Consider the following 14,035-nt stretch of genomic DNA (forward strand, 5'->3'; position numbering starts at 1 on the left):
GCGCACGGCGGGCGCCGGAGCCGCCTGCAGCGAGGCGCCCAGCGGCGCCACGCCCTTTTGCGGAATGCCCACCGCCACGTGGTCGTTGATGCGCCAGTACACGGCGGTCACCAGGATGTCGTAGCGGGTCTTGGCGGTCTGGGCGATCAGGGCTTCGATCTCGGACAGGCGCACGGTCTCGCCGCCGTATTCGCGGGCCAGGTCCATCATCACCAGGAACTGGCGGCCGCGCTGGTCCAGCGACAGCACCTTGAACTTGTAGCTGGCCGACAGCACGCCGGCACGCACCATCGCATCGCGCACCACGGTGTACAGCAGCTCGCGGCGCTCCATGCGCTCGTTCTTGCGGTTGGCGGCATGCTCCGGGGGCACGGGTTCGAGCAGCGGTTTGCCCAGGCGGCCCGGGGACAGGGGCACGGTGGCGTCGGCATTCAGCAAGCCCGAGGGCTCGGCGGCCGGGCGGGGCTTGGGAGGGGCAGGTTTGCGGCTGAACCAGCTGAACAGGGACATAACTTGCTTTCTACAGATGGCGCCCGGGGAAATCGAAAATTGAGTGTAACGCGGTGTACACCCGATATCGCCCCGCAAAAGCCCGCAGGCCCGCCTGAACCGCCCGCCTGTCAGGTGGCCGCAACGCGGCGGCGGCGGTTACCCAGCCGCTTGGCCAGCACGGCCCCGGCCGCCATCACCAGGCCGAGCGCAATGGCGGGCTGGCGGTTGGTCAATTCGGTGAAGCGCAGGGCCGGCAGGCTCCACAGCTTGCACGGCGCGCTGGCCTGCACGGTGGCGCTGCGCGAGCGGTGCGAGAAGAAGGCGCCTTCGCCCACCACGGAGCCCGCGCCGACGATGGCCAGGCGCAACCGCTCTTTTTCGTCCTGGTAGTGCACGCTGAGGCTGCCGCTTTCCACCAGGTACAGCGTGCGGTCCGTCGCGCCTTGCGAGAACAGCACCTGCCCGGCGGGCATGACCACGGGCAGCAGGTACGACGACAGGATTTCCCACTGCGCGGGGGTCAAGGGGTTGGTCATGCTGTCATCGGCGCTGGCCTGCGCGATGGCGTCGATCAGGCCCTGCAGGTCAACCTTGGGCGCCAATGGAGAGGAAACGTTCATGGGGCGCGAAGCTACCCTTGTTACAGGTTGGACACAAGCGCTGTTTACGTCCGTTTACAACATTAGCGACAGGCGGCGGGCTGGGGCTGTTCTACGGGGCAAACCGGGGCGGGGCCAAGGGGGGCGGCCTGATTTTCGACCCTGCGTAGGCACTGGCCGGCTAGACCCAAAGGCGGCCGGTCGGCCGTTCACTTGCCGATGCAGAAGCTTGAGAAGATCACGCCCAGCAGGTCGTCGGAGGTGAATTCCCCGGTGATCGCGCTCAGTGCGTTCTGCGCCAGCCGCAGCTCTTCGGCCAGCAGGTCGAGCGCCGGGCCCTGGGCGCCGAGCTGGTCGGCGGCCTCCTGCAGGTGGGCGCCGACCGCCTGCAGCGCCTCGACATGCCGGGCGCGGGCGATGTAGATGCCCTCGGGCGCTGACTGCCACCCGGCCACGTCCAGCAGAACGCGCCGCAGGCTGTCCAGCCCCTCGCCGGTGCGGGCGGACAGGCGAACGCTGGGCCGCGCGCCGACATTGGCGGAAGCTGGCACCGCAGCGGCAGTGGACGCAGCTGCCGTGGTGTCCGCGGGCAGCGTCGCGGCAGGTGCGGCCGGTGCACGGTCCAGCTTGTTCCAGACGTCGATGACCGGGATGGAAGCGGGCAGCCTTTGGGCGATAGCGCTTGCTATGTCAGCGTCAGCAGCTATGTATTCAATAGCATCGGCACGCTCCAGGTCGTGCAGGAACAGCACGGCATCGGCCCCGGCGATCTCGTCCCATGCGCGGGCAATGCCGATGCGCTCCACCTCGTCCTCGCTGTCGCGCAGGCCGGCGGTGTCGATGATGTGCAGGGGCACGCCCTCGATCTGGATGGTCTGCTGCACCTTGTCGCGCGTGGTGCCTGCAATGGGCGTGACGATGGCCAGCTCGGCCCCCGCCAGCGCGTTGAGCAGCGAGCTCTTGCCTGCATTGGGCTGGCCGGCGATGACCACCTTGATGCCCTCGCGCAGCAGCGCGCCCTGGCGTGCGCGCTGCATCACCGACGCCAGCGTCTGCTGCAGATTCGATAGCTGCCCGTGCGCATCAGCCTTGCGCAGGAAGTCGATTTCTTCTTCGGGAAAGTCGAGCGTGGCCTCCACCAGCATGCGCAGGTGGATGAGCGCGTCGCGCAGGCCGTGGATCTCGGCCGAGAACGCGCCCGTCAGCGACCGGCTGGCGCTGCGGGCCGCCGCCTCGGTGCTCGCGTCGATCAGGTCGGCGATGGCCTCGGCCTGGGCCAGGTCGATCTTGTCGTTCAGGAAGGCGCGTTCGGTGAACTCGCCCGGTTGCGCCACGCGCAGGCCGGGCAGGCAGGCCTGGCCGGTAGCGGCGTCGGGCGCGCTGCCTGCCTGCAGGCAGCGCGCCAGCAGCAGCTGCAGCACCACGGGGCCGCCGTGGGCCTGCAGCTCCAGCACGTCCTCGCCGGTGTAGCTGTGCGGGCCGGGGAAGTACAGCGCCAGCCCCTGGTCGATGGCCTGGCCCTGCGCATCCCGAAACGGCAGGTAGGTGGCCTCACGGGGCTTGAGCGCCCGGCCGCACAGCGCCTGCACCAGCCCACCGATGGCCCGGCCGGACACCCGCACGATGCCGACGGCACCCCGGCCCGGAGCGGTGGCAATGGCGACGATGGGGTCCTGGTGGCGGGCAAGCATGGGGGCGACTTTACAAGGGTGGGGTGCGGGTGGAATGAAAAAGGCCGCTTGCGCGGCCTTCGGGGTTCGTGCTGTCTCAGCGACTCAAGGTCACTTGAAGCTAGGCAAGTTAAATTGCGGCGGCACGCCCATGCGGGTGTTGATGAGCCACTGCTGCGCGATCGACAAGATGTTGTTGGTCAGCCAGTACAGCACCAGGCCGGCCGGGAAGAAGAAGAACATCACGCTGAAGATCAGCGGCATGAACCACATCATCTTGGCCTGCATCGGGTCGGGTGGCGCGGGGTTCAGCGCCGTTTGCAGCAGCGACGACAGCGTCATCAGCAGCGGCAGGATGAAGAACGGGTCCGGGGCCGACAGGTCGTGGATCCAGCCGATCCAGGGCGCGTTGCGCATTTCCACGCTGGACAGCAGCACCCAGTACAGGGCGATGAACACGGGGATCTGGATCATGATGGGGAAGCAGCCGCCCATCGGGTTGACCTTTTCCTCGCGGTAGATGCGCATCATCTCCTGCTGCATCTGCTGCGGCTTGTCCTTCAGGCGCTCGCGCATCTCCATGATCTTGGGGTTGATGGCCTTCATCTTGGCCATGCTGGCGTAGGCCTTGGCGTTGAGCCAGTAGAACGCGATCTTGAGCAGCAGCACCAGCGCCACGATGGACCAGCCCCAGTTGTTCAACAGCTTGTGCAGCTGGTCCAGCAGCCAGTACAGCGGCTTGGACAAGATGGTCAGCCAGCCGTAGTCCTTGACCAGCTCCAGGCCGGGGTACAGCTTTTCCATCATGGTCTCGACCTGCGGGCCGGCGAACAGGCGCGCGTCCACGGTCTTGCTCGCGCCGGGCTCGATGGCGCCCAGCGACGTGAGCATGCCCACGGAGTACAGGTTGGTGTCGACCTTGCGGGTGAACAGCTCACGCTGCGTGCCGTCGGCCAGCAGCCAGGCCGTGGCGAAGTAATGCTGCACCATGGCCACGTAGCCGTTGGGCGAATCCTTGGGGATGTCGACCTTGCCGTTTTCGATGTCCTTGAACTCGATCTTCTGGTACTTCTTGGCTTCGGTGTAGACCGCTGGGCCGGTGAAGGTGGAGTAGAACGACGACTCGCCCGGCGGCTTGTTGCCGTCGCGCACCAGCTGGAAGTACAGCTGCGGCGACACGGCTGCGGTGCCGGTGTTGACCACCTCGTGCTTGACGGCGATGTCGTAGACACCGCGCTTGATCGTCCAGGTCTTGGCCAGCTTCAGGCCGCCCAGGTCGGGCGATTCGAAGCGGATGCTGAGTTCGTCCTGGCCGTCCTTGAGCTCGCGCGGGCCGGGCACCACCGTCATCGGGGTCTTGTGCGTGGGGAAGTTGCCGCCGATCAGGCCCGTCTGCGCCACGTAGACGCGCTGTGCGCTCTCGTCCAGCAGCAGGAAGTTGCGGGCCTTGTCCGCCATGTCGGCGTGCTTGAGCAGCTCGGCATGGGTGAGCGAGCCGCCTTCGCTGTCGAACGTCAGGCGGTACACGTCGGTGGTCACCTGCACGCGCTCACGCGCGGCCGGGGCTGCGGGCACCGCAGCGGGTGCCTGCTGGCCGGGCACTGCCGCCGCGCCCGCAGTGGCCGCGACCGGGGTGCTGGACGAAGACGGCACGCTGGCCGCACCCGCTGCGCCGGACGCGTTGGCCGCCGGGGCTGGCGCCGCCGCCTCGGTGGTGCTGGGGAAGAAGGTGGCCTTGTTGCCGTTGTGCAGTTGCCACTTGTCCCACAGCAGAACCATGGAAAAGCCAAAAATCACCCACAGGATGGTGCGGCGAATGTCGTTCATGAAGACTTCTTTGGTGAGGATGGTTGGGTGTTGGAATCGGAGAGCCGCGAAAACAGCCGCAAACTGCGCGGCAGATCGTGAGGGCCCGGAGGCACCGGATCGTGGCCTCCGTCACACCAGGGGTGGCAGCGTACCAGCCTGCGCACCGTGAGATAGCTGCCCACGCCGGCGCCGTGCAACTCCAGCGCCTTGAGCGAATACACCGAGCAGGTCGGCTCGAAGCGGCAGGCCGAACCCAGCCAGGGGCTGAGGAACAGCCGGTAGCCCTTGACCACGCCGATGAGCAGGCGCTGCATCAGCATGGCGCAGGCACCTCGGCCGGGGGCTGGGGCGGGGCCATGGCGGCAGCAGTCACAGTCACAGTCGTCGCGCCCGCAGCCGTGACGGCAGCAGTGGCCACCGGCGCACTGCCGCCCGCACGCCGCGTGGCATAGCCAAACAGCTGCAGGAGCTCGGCGCGCACCGCGGCCTTGAGCTGGTCGGACGTGGCGCTCACGAACTGCTTGCGGTCGAACCCCGAGCGCAGGCGCACCACATGGGCGGACTGCGGCGCGACCTGTTCCAGCCGCGCCTCGAAGGTGTCGCCCACGGTGTAGATCTGCCGCTTGATGGTGTTGCGCGTCACGGCGCGGCGCGCCCAGCGCTTGGGCACCATGGCGCCCAGCCAGACGCCCTGCACGGCAAACAGGGCCTGCGGCCCTTGCGTTGAAGGCAAGGAACCGGGCCCTGTGGGTGCCGCACTGGCGGAGTCGGCAGCGGCGAGGCTGCCTTCGGCCCCCAGTACCAGGCGGTGCAGCGCAAAATGCGCAGTGCGGGAGACGGTGCCCCCCGCCATGGCGGCCTGGAACTGCGGACGGGTTTTCAGCCGTTGCATGCAAGCGCCCCGTTTGGAACCTGACGGTACAAACCGGGAGCAGGCGGCGTGCAGGCCGTAGACCGGGTCTGCCTTAGACGGCCAGACGCTTGCGGCCCTTGGCGCGGCGTGCGTTGATGACGGCACGGCCGCCGCGGGTCTTCATGCGGACGAGGAAACCGTGGGTGCGCGCGCGGCGCGTCTTGGAGGGCTGGTAAGTACGTTTCATGGTGCTATTCCTTGAGGTTCAGTTCCGGACTGCTGCTCTTGAACCCCCTGCAATCTGCACAGCCACACCATATAAAACAGCGCCTTGGCGGCAGACCCACGGGGCAGAAATAACGGCGCGCCGGGTCAAATCACCCTGAACACATTCAGGGAAACCCAAAATTATCGCAGGCTTGGTGGCCGCTGGCAATGCCTTTCGACTGGACGGGCCTTGTTCGCACTGGCCGGGGCCGTTGAAAGACAGGCCTGGCCGGGCTGGCCGGCGGGTTGTCGTACCCCTTGAGCCCCACTAAAACGCGCGGCCAAAGCACAGATATGTTCACCGACGAGCGGGTCCCGAAAGCCCTCCAGCGAGCACAGCCCCGGCCAAAACTCAACCCCGGGAATCACCCGGCTGCGGGCAGGCCGCAAATTGTGGATAACTCCTTGACAAGGTACAATCCCCCGCCCAGCCCCGTTCCTCCTATCCACAACAAGAATTCCCCCGAAATGACCGAGGAACCCTCCCGCAGCACCCTTCCATCGTCCGGCTCCGACGCCGGCCAGGGCCTGTGGCAAGCCTGCGTAGAGCAACTGGCGCAAGACCTGCCCGAGCAGCAGTTCAACACCTGGATCAAGCCGCTGACCGCCCAGGTGGCCGAAGACTTCTCCAAGGTCACCCTGCTGGTGGCCAACCGCTTCAAGCTCGACTGGATCCGCGCGCAGTACGCGGGCCGCATCGCGTCGCTGCTCGAAGGCCTGTACGGCCAGCCCGTCACGCTGGAGTTAGCGCTCGCTCAGCGGGAATCCGTGGCCCGCACTTACGTTCGCCCCGCCGCAGCCGAGTCGACCAACACCCCGCAGCCCGCCGAATCGCCCGCCGCCAGCAGCGACGACGCCTCGGCCGGTGCCTTCCGCAACCGCCTGAACGCGGCCCTCACCTTCGAGACCCTGGTGGAGGGCACGGCCAACCGCATGGCGCGCTCCGCGGCGATGCACGTGGCCGGCATGCCGGGCCATCTGTACAACCCGCTGTTCATCTACGGCGGTGTCGGCCTGGGCAAGACCCACCTGGTGCACGCTGTGGGTAACCGCCTGCTGCAGGACAAGCCCGACGCCAAAGTTCTCTACATCCATGCCGAGCAGTTCGTGTCGGATGTGGTTAAGGCCTACCAGCGCCGCACCTTCGACGAGTTCAAGGAGCGCTACCACTCGCTCGACCTGCTGCTCATCGACGACGTGCAGTTCTTCGCCAACAAGGACCGCACGCAGGAAGAATTCTTCAACGCGTTCGAGGCCCTGCTGGCCAAGAAGTCGCACATCGTGATGACGTCGGACACGTATCCGAAGGGCCTGGCCAACATCCACGAGCGGCTGGTCTCGCGCTTCGATTCGGGCCTGACGGTGGCCATCGAGCCGCCCGAACTCGAAATGCGCGTGGCCATCCTGATCAACAAGGCCCGCGTCGAAGGCACCGAAATGCCCGAGGAAGTCGCCTTCTTCGTCGCCAAGAACGTGCGCTCCAACGTTCGCGAACTCGAAGGCGCGCTGCGCAAGATCCTCGCGTACTCGCGCTTCAACCAGAAGGAAATCTCCATCCAGCTGGCCCGTGAGGCGCTGCGCGACCTGCTGTCCATCCAGAACCGGCAGATCAGTGTGGAAAACATCCAGAAGACGGTGGCCGACTACTACAAGATCAAGGTCGCCGACATGTACAGCAAGAAGCGCCCGGCCAGCATTGCCCGCCCGCGCCAGATCGCGATGTACCTGGCCAAGGAGCTGACGCAAAAGAGCCTTCCGGAGATCGGAGAATTGTTCGGCGGGCGGGACCACACCACCGTGCTGCATGCCGTGCGCAAGATCTCCGGCGAGCGCCAGCAGTTGACCGAGTTGAACCAGCAGCTGCACGTGCTGGAGCAGACGCTGAAAGGCTGAACTCCCGTGTGTCCAGCCAGGCCCGCTTCTGTAAGAACTTGTTCGTTGCCATGCCGAGGCAGCAAACACGTTCTTACAAGGCAAAATGACGGATTGGGCAGCAGGGGGGGCACCACCCGTGCCGCTGCCGACGCACCGTTTTAGAAAATCCACAAGAGGTTGATGACATGATCGTCCTGAAGGCAACACAAGACAAGGTTCTCGCGGTACTCCAGTCCGTGGCTGGCATCGTCGAGCGCCGGCACACCCTGCCCATCCTGGCCAATGTGCTGATCCGCAAGACGGGCAATGCCCTGCAGCTGACGACCAGCGACCTCGAAATCCAGATCCGCACCACGGCCGAGCTGGGCGGCGACACCGGCGACTTCACCACCACCGTGGGCGCGCGCAAGCTGATCGACATCCTGCGCACCATGCCCAGCGACCAGACGGTGAGCCTGGAGTCGCAGCAGTCCAAACTCATCCTCAAGGGCGGCAAGAGCCGCTTCACGCTGCAAAGCCTGCCGGCCGAGGACTTCCCGCTGGTGCAGGAATCCGCCGCCTTCGGCCCCGCGTTCAGCGTGCCGCAGAAGGTGCTGAAGGACCTGCTGTCCCAGGTGTCGTTCGCGATGGCCGTGCAGGACATCCGCTACTACCTGAACGGCATCCTCTTCGTGGCCGAGGGCAAGCAGCTGTCCCTGGTGGCCACCGACGGCCACCGCCTGGCCTTTGCCAGCGCCACGCTGGACGTCGAAGTGCCCAAGCAGGAAGTCATCCTGCCGCGCAAGACCGTGATCGAGCTGCAGCGCCTGCTGTCGGACGCCGGCGGCGAGAACCAGCCCCACATCGAGATGCAGTTCGCCAACAACCAGGCGAAGTTCACCTTCGGCGGCATGGAGTTCGTCACCAAGCTGGTCGAGGGCAAGTTCCCCGACTACAACCGCGTGATCCCCAAGAACCACAAGAACAGCATCACCCTGGGCCGCGCGCCGCTGCTGGCCAGCCTGCAGCGCACCGCCATCATGACCAGCGACAAGTTCAAGGGCGTGCGCCTGAACCTGGAGCCCGGCACCCTGCGCGTGGCGTCCAACAACGCCGAGCAGGAAGAGGCCGTGGACGAGCTCGACATCGACTACGGTGGTGACACCATCGAGATCGGCTTCAACGTGACCTACCTCATCGACGCCCTGGCCAACATGGGCCAGGACATGGTGAAGGTGGAGCTCTCGGACGGCAACAGCTCTGCGCTGATGACCATCCCCGACAACGAAAGCTTCAAGTACGTGGTGATGCCGATGCGCATCTAGCCATCGGCCCCGGCCCGGCGTGCCTTGCCCCTGTGCAGGTGCATGGCCTGAACGGGGCTGCTTCGCTTTTGCTACTGTAATGATAGCTGCTACCGCAGGATGGACAAGCGGTAGGGCGCTATTTGACCCCTATTGAAAACATTGGACGCCGACCCCGGCCTCCACGGATCCCAAGGCCCACCATGACCGCTGACAACAACCTGCCCGAGCAAGAACCTACCGGCACGGGTGAGCCTGTTCCGCACAAGATCGACACCAACCAGGCCGGCGCCAGCGAAAGCTACGGCGAAGGCTCGATCACCATCCTGGAAGGCCTGGAGGCCGTGCGCAAGCGCCCCGGCATGTACATCGGCGACACGTCCGACGGCACCGGCCTGCACCACCTGGTGTTCGAAGTGGTCGACAACTCCATCGACGAAGCCCTGGCCGGCCACTGCGACGACATCGTCGTCACCATCCACTCCGACAACTCCATCAGCGTCACCGACAACGGCCGCGGCATCCCCACCGGCGTGAAGATGGACGACAAGCACGAGCCCAAGCGCAGTGCCGCCGAGATCGCGCTGACCGAGCTGCACGCCGGCGGCAAGTTCAACCAGAACAGCTACAAGGTCTCGGGCGGCCTGCACGGCGTGGGCGTGAGCTGCGTGAACGCATTGAGCAAATGGCTGCGCCTGACCGTGCGCCGCGAAGGCAAGGTGCACCAGATCGAGTTTGCGCGCGGCTTTGTGCAAGACCGCCTGCTCGACACCGTGGACGGCTTTGAAGTCAGCCCCATGAAGGTCACCGGTGACACCGAAAAGCGCGGCACCGAAGTGCACTTCCTGCCCGACACCGAGATCTTCAAAGAGAACAACGACTACCACTATGAGATCCTGGCCAAGCGCCTGCGCGAGCTGTCCTTCCTGAACAACGGCGTGCGCATTCGCTTGAAGGACGAGCGCAGCGGCAAGGAAGACGACTTCTCGGGCGCCGGCGGCGTGCGCGGCTTCGTGGAGTTCATCAACAAGGGCAAGACGGTGTTGCACCCCAACTCGTTCTACGCCGCGGGCGAGCGCCCGGCCGAGACCTACGGCGGCATCCCCGGCACGCACATCGGCGTCGAAGTGGCCATGCAGTGGAACAGCGCGTACAGCGAGCAGGTGCTCTGCTTTACCAACAACATTCCCCAGCGTGACGGCGGCACCCACCTGACCGGCCTGCGCGCCGCGATGACCCGCGTCATCAACAAGTACATCGAAGAAAACGAGTTCGCCAAGAAGGCCAAGGTCGAAGTGACCGGCGACGACATGCGCGAAGGCCTGTGCTGCGTGCTGAGCGTGAAGGTGCCCGAGCCCAAGTTCAGCAGCCAGACCAAGGACAAGCTGGTGTCCAGCGAAGTGCGCGCCCCCGTGGAAGACATCGTGGGCAAGCTGCTGACCGACTACCTGCAGGAAAAGCCCAACGACGCCAAGATCATCTGCGGCAAGATCGTCGAAGCCGCCCGCGCCCGCGAAGCCGCCCGCAAGGCCCGCGAAATGACCCGCCGCAAGGGCGTGCTCGACGGCATGGGTCTGCCCGGCAAACTGGCCGACTGCCAGGAAAAAGACCCGGCGATGTGCGAGATCTACATCGTCGAGGGTGACTCCGCCGGCGGCTCCGCCAAGCAGGGCCGCGACCGCAAGTTCCAGGCCATCCTGCCCCTGCGCGGCAAGATCCTGAACGTGGAAAAGGCCCGCTACGAAAAACTGCTCACCAGCAACGAAATCCTGACGCTGATCACCGCCCTGGGCACCGGCATCGGCAAGGCCGGCGGCACCACCGGGGGCGATGACTTCGATGTGGCCAAGCTGCGCTACCACCGCATCATCATCATGACCGACGCCGACGTCGACGGCGCCCATATCCGCACCCTGCTGCTGACCTTCTTCTACCGCCAGATGCCCGAGCTGGTCGAGCGCGGCCACATCTACATTGCGCAGCCACCGCTGTACAAGGTCAAGGCCGGCAAGGAAGAGCTGTACCTGAAAGACGGCCCTGCGCTCGACGGCTTCCTGCTGCGCATTGCGCTGAACCACGCCAGCGTGAGCACCGGCGGCGCCAACCCGCAAGTGCTGGCCGGCGACACCCTGGCCGAACTGGCGCGCAAGCACCAGGTCGCTGAAAGCGTGATCCACCGCCTGTCCAACTTCATGGACGCCGAAGCCCTGCGCGCCGTGGCCGACGGCGTGAGCCTCAAGCTCGACTCCGTGGCCGAAGCCGAAGCCAGCGCCGTGGCCCTGCAGATCAAGCTGCGCGAGCTGAACGCCACCGGCACCCCCGCTGAAGTGGCCGGCGAATTCGACGTGCGCACCGACAAACCCATCCTGCGCATCAGCCGCCGCCACCACGGCAACGTCAAGAGCAGCGTCATCACGCAAGACTTCGTGCACGGCGCCGACTACGCCGCCCTGGCCGAAGCCGCCGAAACCTTCCGCGGCCTGCTGGGCGAGGGCGCCAAGGCCCTGCGCGGCGAAGGCGAGAAGCAAAAGGAAGAAAAGGTCGGCGACTTCCGCCAGGCCATGAAATGGCTCATCACCGAAGCCGAACGCACCACCAGCCGCCAGCGCTACAAGGGGCTGGGGGAGATGAATCCTGAGCAGCTGTGGGAAACGACGATGGACCCGAATGTGCGCCGGTTGCTGCGGGTGCAGATCGATGATGCGATCGAGGCGGATCGGGTGTTCACGATGCTGATGGGGGATGAGGTGGAGCCGCGGCGGGATTTCATTGAGACGAATGCGCTGCGGGCGGGGAATATTGACGTTTGACACACCCCCTGGTCCGTGCATTCACATATCGTGTTGTAGCGTGCAATCGCAAAGGTATGGCCCGAATTTTTATCGGATGACTTAGTAACAGCGATATCGGTCTGAATTTATTCAGCTAAAGCACCACACATGTCCTCGAATTGGTCCCGCGAAGAGGTTGAACTTATCGTTGCGGATCATCTGCAGATGCTCACGCTGGAACTCGCGGGGCAAAGCTATAGCAAGGCCGCGCATCGGCGCAAACTTCAACACAAGCTGAACGGTCGCAGCGACGGGTCGATTGAATTCAAGCACTGCAACATCAGCGCAGTCCTTATTCAGCTCGGCCGTCCAAATGTTCGCGGTTACCAGCCGCGGTGGAACTTCCAGGCGATGCTGGCCCAAGTGGTGGCTGCGCAGTTGAAATCGCTTCCATTGCTAGACCAGGCAGTGCTTGCCGCAGTGCAGTGCCCCGCTGCAGTGCCTTCTGTAGACGATTTCTCGAAGACTTCCGTTTATCCCCCTGCTAGACAGGTGAAGGCGGAGGAAGACCTACTCGTTTGGAGCGGTAGTCCAATCAAACGTGACTATCTCCAGCGTGAAGCGCAAAACCAGTCTCTTGGCCTTGCTGGTGAGGAGTTTGTCCTGCAATTCGAGCATTGGCGACTCAATGCGTTGGGTCAGAGCCGCTTGGCAGACAAAGTGGAACACGTATCTGTGTCGAAAGGCGACGGAATGGGCTACGACGTGTTGTCGTTCGAGTCCGATGGGAAAGAGCGCTACATAGAGGTGAAGACGACGTCATTCGGGAAAGACACACCTTTTTTTGTCTCGCGGAACGAGCTTACGTTTTCAAAGGCTGCCTCCGAGCAGTTTCACCTGTACCGCCTATTCGAATTTCGAAAACAGCCACGCCTGTTTGACCTTCCCGGAGAAATTTCGCAGCACTGCTATCTGGACCCGGTGACTTATCGCGCCAGTTTCGGATAACGGCAATCATGCAAGCGCCGATACCCTGCTTGTTTGGCACTCGACCCGAGAGCCGCATCTTTTACCAATGACCGGCTAGACCGTGCCTGATCTTCCCATTCGCCTGATGCGGCGGTGCGACGAAAATTTGCCAGAATCGATGGTCTGGGTACTGTGGATATCGCCGGAACGAGCGAATTGCTGGCCATGAGCCTGGAGGCATATCGAGAGGCGCTGCGGCGGCTCAACGTCAACGTGCGAGACGGGCGTGCAAGCCCTCATAAGCTGTGCTTGCTGCTGGCCGTTTTCGACTTAGCTAAAGCCGGAGCGCTGGCTGAGAACCGCATTTTTTTCGGCCCCGCGCTATTGGAGCGCTATTACCAGTTCTTCGACGCGGTGCGTGCGCCCACGGACCATGCAAACCCATATTTTCCGTACTTTCACTTGGGTGGACGATTGCGAAGCGGGCAGCCAAGTTTCTGGCACCTGAGACCGCTGCCGGGCCGCGAGACTATTGCAAGGGCCATGACCACGGCACGAAGCATGGCGGACATTACGCGCAATTTCGCCTGGGCGGAATTGGACGACGAATTGTTTAGGCTACTTCAGAATCCAGACTCGTTGATGCAACTCTCCACTACGCTTGCAAGCCATTGGTTCGACCGAGGTTTGCAAGATCTACGGCAAGTAGTGGCGCACGCAGGCGAAGTAAGTCGATATGAACAGAGGCTGCGTCAGTCAGATCCCCTGACTGCAGCAGAGGCAGCGCCACCTATGTATGTGCGCAATCCCGCATTCAGACGCGTGGTTACCGAGGTCTATGACTACCGCTGCGCTGCGAGCGGCGTTCGCATAATTCTTTCGTCCGGCGAAACCATGGTTGAAGCAGCCCACATACATCCGTTCAGCGAGGCAGGTGACGACGATCCACGCAACGGCTTGGCGCTCACCCCAGATTTCCATTGGGCAATGGACCGACACCTCATTGCACCTGGCCCGGACCTGTGCTGGCACGTCAGTCCGATGTTGGATGAACGCATAGCTGACCATGCGCGCCTTACCTCTCTAAAAGGTAAGAAGCTATTGCTACCCAGCCAATCTCGCTTTGTCCCTAAGCGTGAAGCTCTTGTATGGCGATTGGAAAGGCTGCGTGGGAGCGCACTCGAAGAGACTTAAAACTATTCAACCTCGCTGGTCCACACCGCGCGTATTGAGGAAGGTGTCTGGTCGCAACGGCAACAGTAGGCTCGAAACTTCCTGGATTGCTTCACTAACAGCCTACGGCACCATGAAAATCACAAATACCGCTTTCGATTTTCATGGTGCTTCAACAAAGCAGCAGGTACCACGCGCCAAAAGGACTTCGAATCCGCTATGCGAGTGCATAGTTGACGATCCGTCCAGGCTCGGCGGGGACGTGCTTCTTACG

Annotated in this window: 11 protein-coding genes and 1 pseudogene; 5 read left to right on the forward strand and 7 right to left on the reverse strand. The window is 64.0% G+C overall.

Translation table 11 applies throughout. The features are described from left to right. From ACSQ3D_RS13200 to rpmH, 7 genes and pseudogenes are all read right to left on the reverse strand, one after another. Positions 1-510: pseudogene (locus ACSQ3D_RS13200) on the reverse strand (hypothetical protein); the annotation flags it as partial. 110 nt (positions 511-620) lie between these two features. Next, the gene (locus ACSQ3D_RS13205; protein ID WP_056171495.1) at positions 621-1,112 is read right to left on the reverse strand and encodes a Crp/Fnr family transcriptional regulator; all 492 of its coding nucleotides are present in this window, start codon (positions 1,110-1,112) and stop codon (positions 621-623) included. A gap of 188 nt (positions 1,113-1,300) precedes the next feature. Next, positions 1,301-2,782, reverse strand: a complete 1,482-nt coding sequence (gene mnmE, locus ACSQ3D_RS13210; RefSeq protein WP_436127216.1) for a tRNA uridine-5-carboxymethylaminomethyl(34) synthesis GTPase MnmE — start codon at positions 2,780-2,782, stop codon at positions 1,301-1,303. Positions 2,783-2,872: 90 nt separating this feature from the next. Next, positions 2,873-4,588 (reverse strand): membrane protein insertase YidC, encoded by a 1,716-nt coding sequence (gene yidC / locus ACSQ3D_RS13215; protein WP_436127217.1) that lies wholly within the window; start codon positions 4,586-4,588, stop codon positions 2,873-2,875. Further along, a complete protein-coding gene (gene yidD / locus ACSQ3D_RS13220) occupies positions 4,585-4,887 on the reverse strand; it encodes a membrane protein insertion efficiency factor YidD (RefSeq protein ID WP_056171749.1) in 303 nt (100 codons plus the stop codon). Before yidD ends, yidC begins: the two co-directional genes overlap by 4 nt. Next, a complete protein-coding gene (locus ACSQ3D_RS13225) occupies positions 4,884-5,462 on the reverse strand; it encodes a ribonuclease P protein component (protein ID WP_436127218.1) in 579 nt (192 codons plus the stop codon). Before ACSQ3D_RS13225 ends, yidD begins: the two co-directional genes overlap by 4 nt. 73 nt (positions 5,463-5,535) lie before the next feature. Beyond that, the gene (rpmH, locus tag ACSQ3D_RS13230) at positions 5,536-5,670 is read right to left on the reverse strand and encodes a 50S ribosomal protein L34 (RefSeq protein WP_005798102.1); all 135 of its coding nucleotides are present in this window, start codon (positions 5,668-5,670) and stop codon (positions 5,536-5,538) included. 488 nt (positions 5,671-6,158) lie between these two features. Here rpmH and dnaA point away from each other — a divergent pair, with 488 nt between their 5' ends. The 5 genes from dnaA (at position 6,159) to ACSQ3D_RS13255 (ending at position 13,782) form a co-directional block, all read left to right on the forward strand. After that, the gene (gene dnaA / locus ACSQ3D_RS13235; RefSeq protein WP_436127219.1) at positions 6,159-7,583 is read left to right on the forward strand and encodes a chromosomal replication initiator protein DnaA; all 1,425 of its coding nucleotides are present in this window, start codon (positions 6,159-6,161) and stop codon (positions 7,581-7,583) included. Between the two features lie 167 nt (positions 7,584-7,750). After that, positions 7,751-8,869 (forward strand): DNA polymerase III subunit beta, encoded by a 1,119-nt coding sequence (gene dnaN, locus ACSQ3D_RS13240; RefSeq protein ID WP_056171502.1) that lies wholly within the window; start codon positions 7,751-7,753, stop codon positions 8,867-8,869. Between the two features lie 182 nt (positions 8,870-9,051). Beyond that, entirely contained in the window at positions 9,052-11,658 is a 2,607-nt protein-coding gene (gene gyrB / locus ACSQ3D_RS13245) for a DNA topoisomerase (ATP-hydrolyzing) subunit B (RefSeq protein WP_436127220.1), read from the forward strand. A 129-nt stretch (positions 11,659-11,787) separates the two neighbouring features. Then, positions 11,788-12,627: a DUF3883 domain-containing protein gene (locus ACSQ3D_RS13250; RefSeq protein ID WP_436127221.1), complete on the forward strand. Its 840-nt coding sequence runs from the start codon at positions 11,788-11,790 to the stop codon at positions 12,625-12,627. A 153-nt stretch (positions 12,628-12,780) separates the two neighbouring features. Continuing rightward, complete coding sequence (locus ACSQ3D_RS13255; RefSeq protein WP_436127222.1) at positions 12,781-13,782, forward strand: HNH endonuclease; 1,002 nt, start codon at positions 12,781-12,783, stop codon at positions 13,780-13,782. Positions 13,783-14,035: the final 253 nt, after the last annotated feature.

This window comes from Acidovorax sp. LjRoot117, from assembly GCF_964252695.1.
GTDB lineage: Bacteria > Pseudomonadota > Gammaproteobacteria > Burkholderiales > Burkholderiaceae_C > Acidovorax.

What these genes read in the sequence shown, in the direction of transcription:
- ACSQ3D_RS13205 (WP_056171495.1), bottom strand. Translation starts at nt 1,112, where the DNA reads ATGAACGTTTCCTCTCCATTGGCGCCCAAGGTTGACCTGCAGGGCCTG.
- mnmE (WP_436127216.1), bottom strand. Translation starts at nt 2,782, where the DNA reads ATGCTTGCCCGCCACCAGGACCCCATCGTCGCCATTGCCACCGCTCCG.
- yidC (WP_436127217.1), bottom strand. Translation starts at nt 4,588, where the DNA reads ATGAACGACATTCGCCGCACCATCCTGTGGGTGATTTTTGGCTTTTCC.
- ACSQ3D_RS13225 (WP_436127218.1), bottom strand. Translation starts at nt 5,462, where the DNA reads ATGCAACGGCTGAAAACCCGTCCGCAGTTCCAGGCCGCCATGGCGGGG.
- rpmH (WP_005798102.1), bottom strand. Translation starts at nt 5,670, where the DNA reads ATGAAACGTACTTACCAGCCCTCCAAGACGCGCCGCGCGCGCACCCAC.
- dnaA (WP_436127219.1), top strand. Translation starts at nt 6,159, where the DNA reads ATGACCGAGGAACCCTCCCGCAGCACCCTTCCATCGTCCGGCTCCGAC.
- dnaN (WP_056171502.1), top strand. Translation starts at nt 7,751, where the DNA reads ATGATCGTCCTGAAGGCAACACAAGACAAGGTTCTCGCGGTACTCCAG.
- gyrB (WP_436127220.1), top strand. Translation starts at nt 9,052, where the DNA reads ATGACCGCTGACAACAACCTGCCCGAGCAAGAACCTACCGGCACGGGT.
- ACSQ3D_RS13250 (WP_436127221.1), top strand. Translation starts at nt 11,788, where the DNA reads ATGTCCTCGAATTGGTCCCGCGAAGAGGTTGAACTTATCGTTGCGGAT.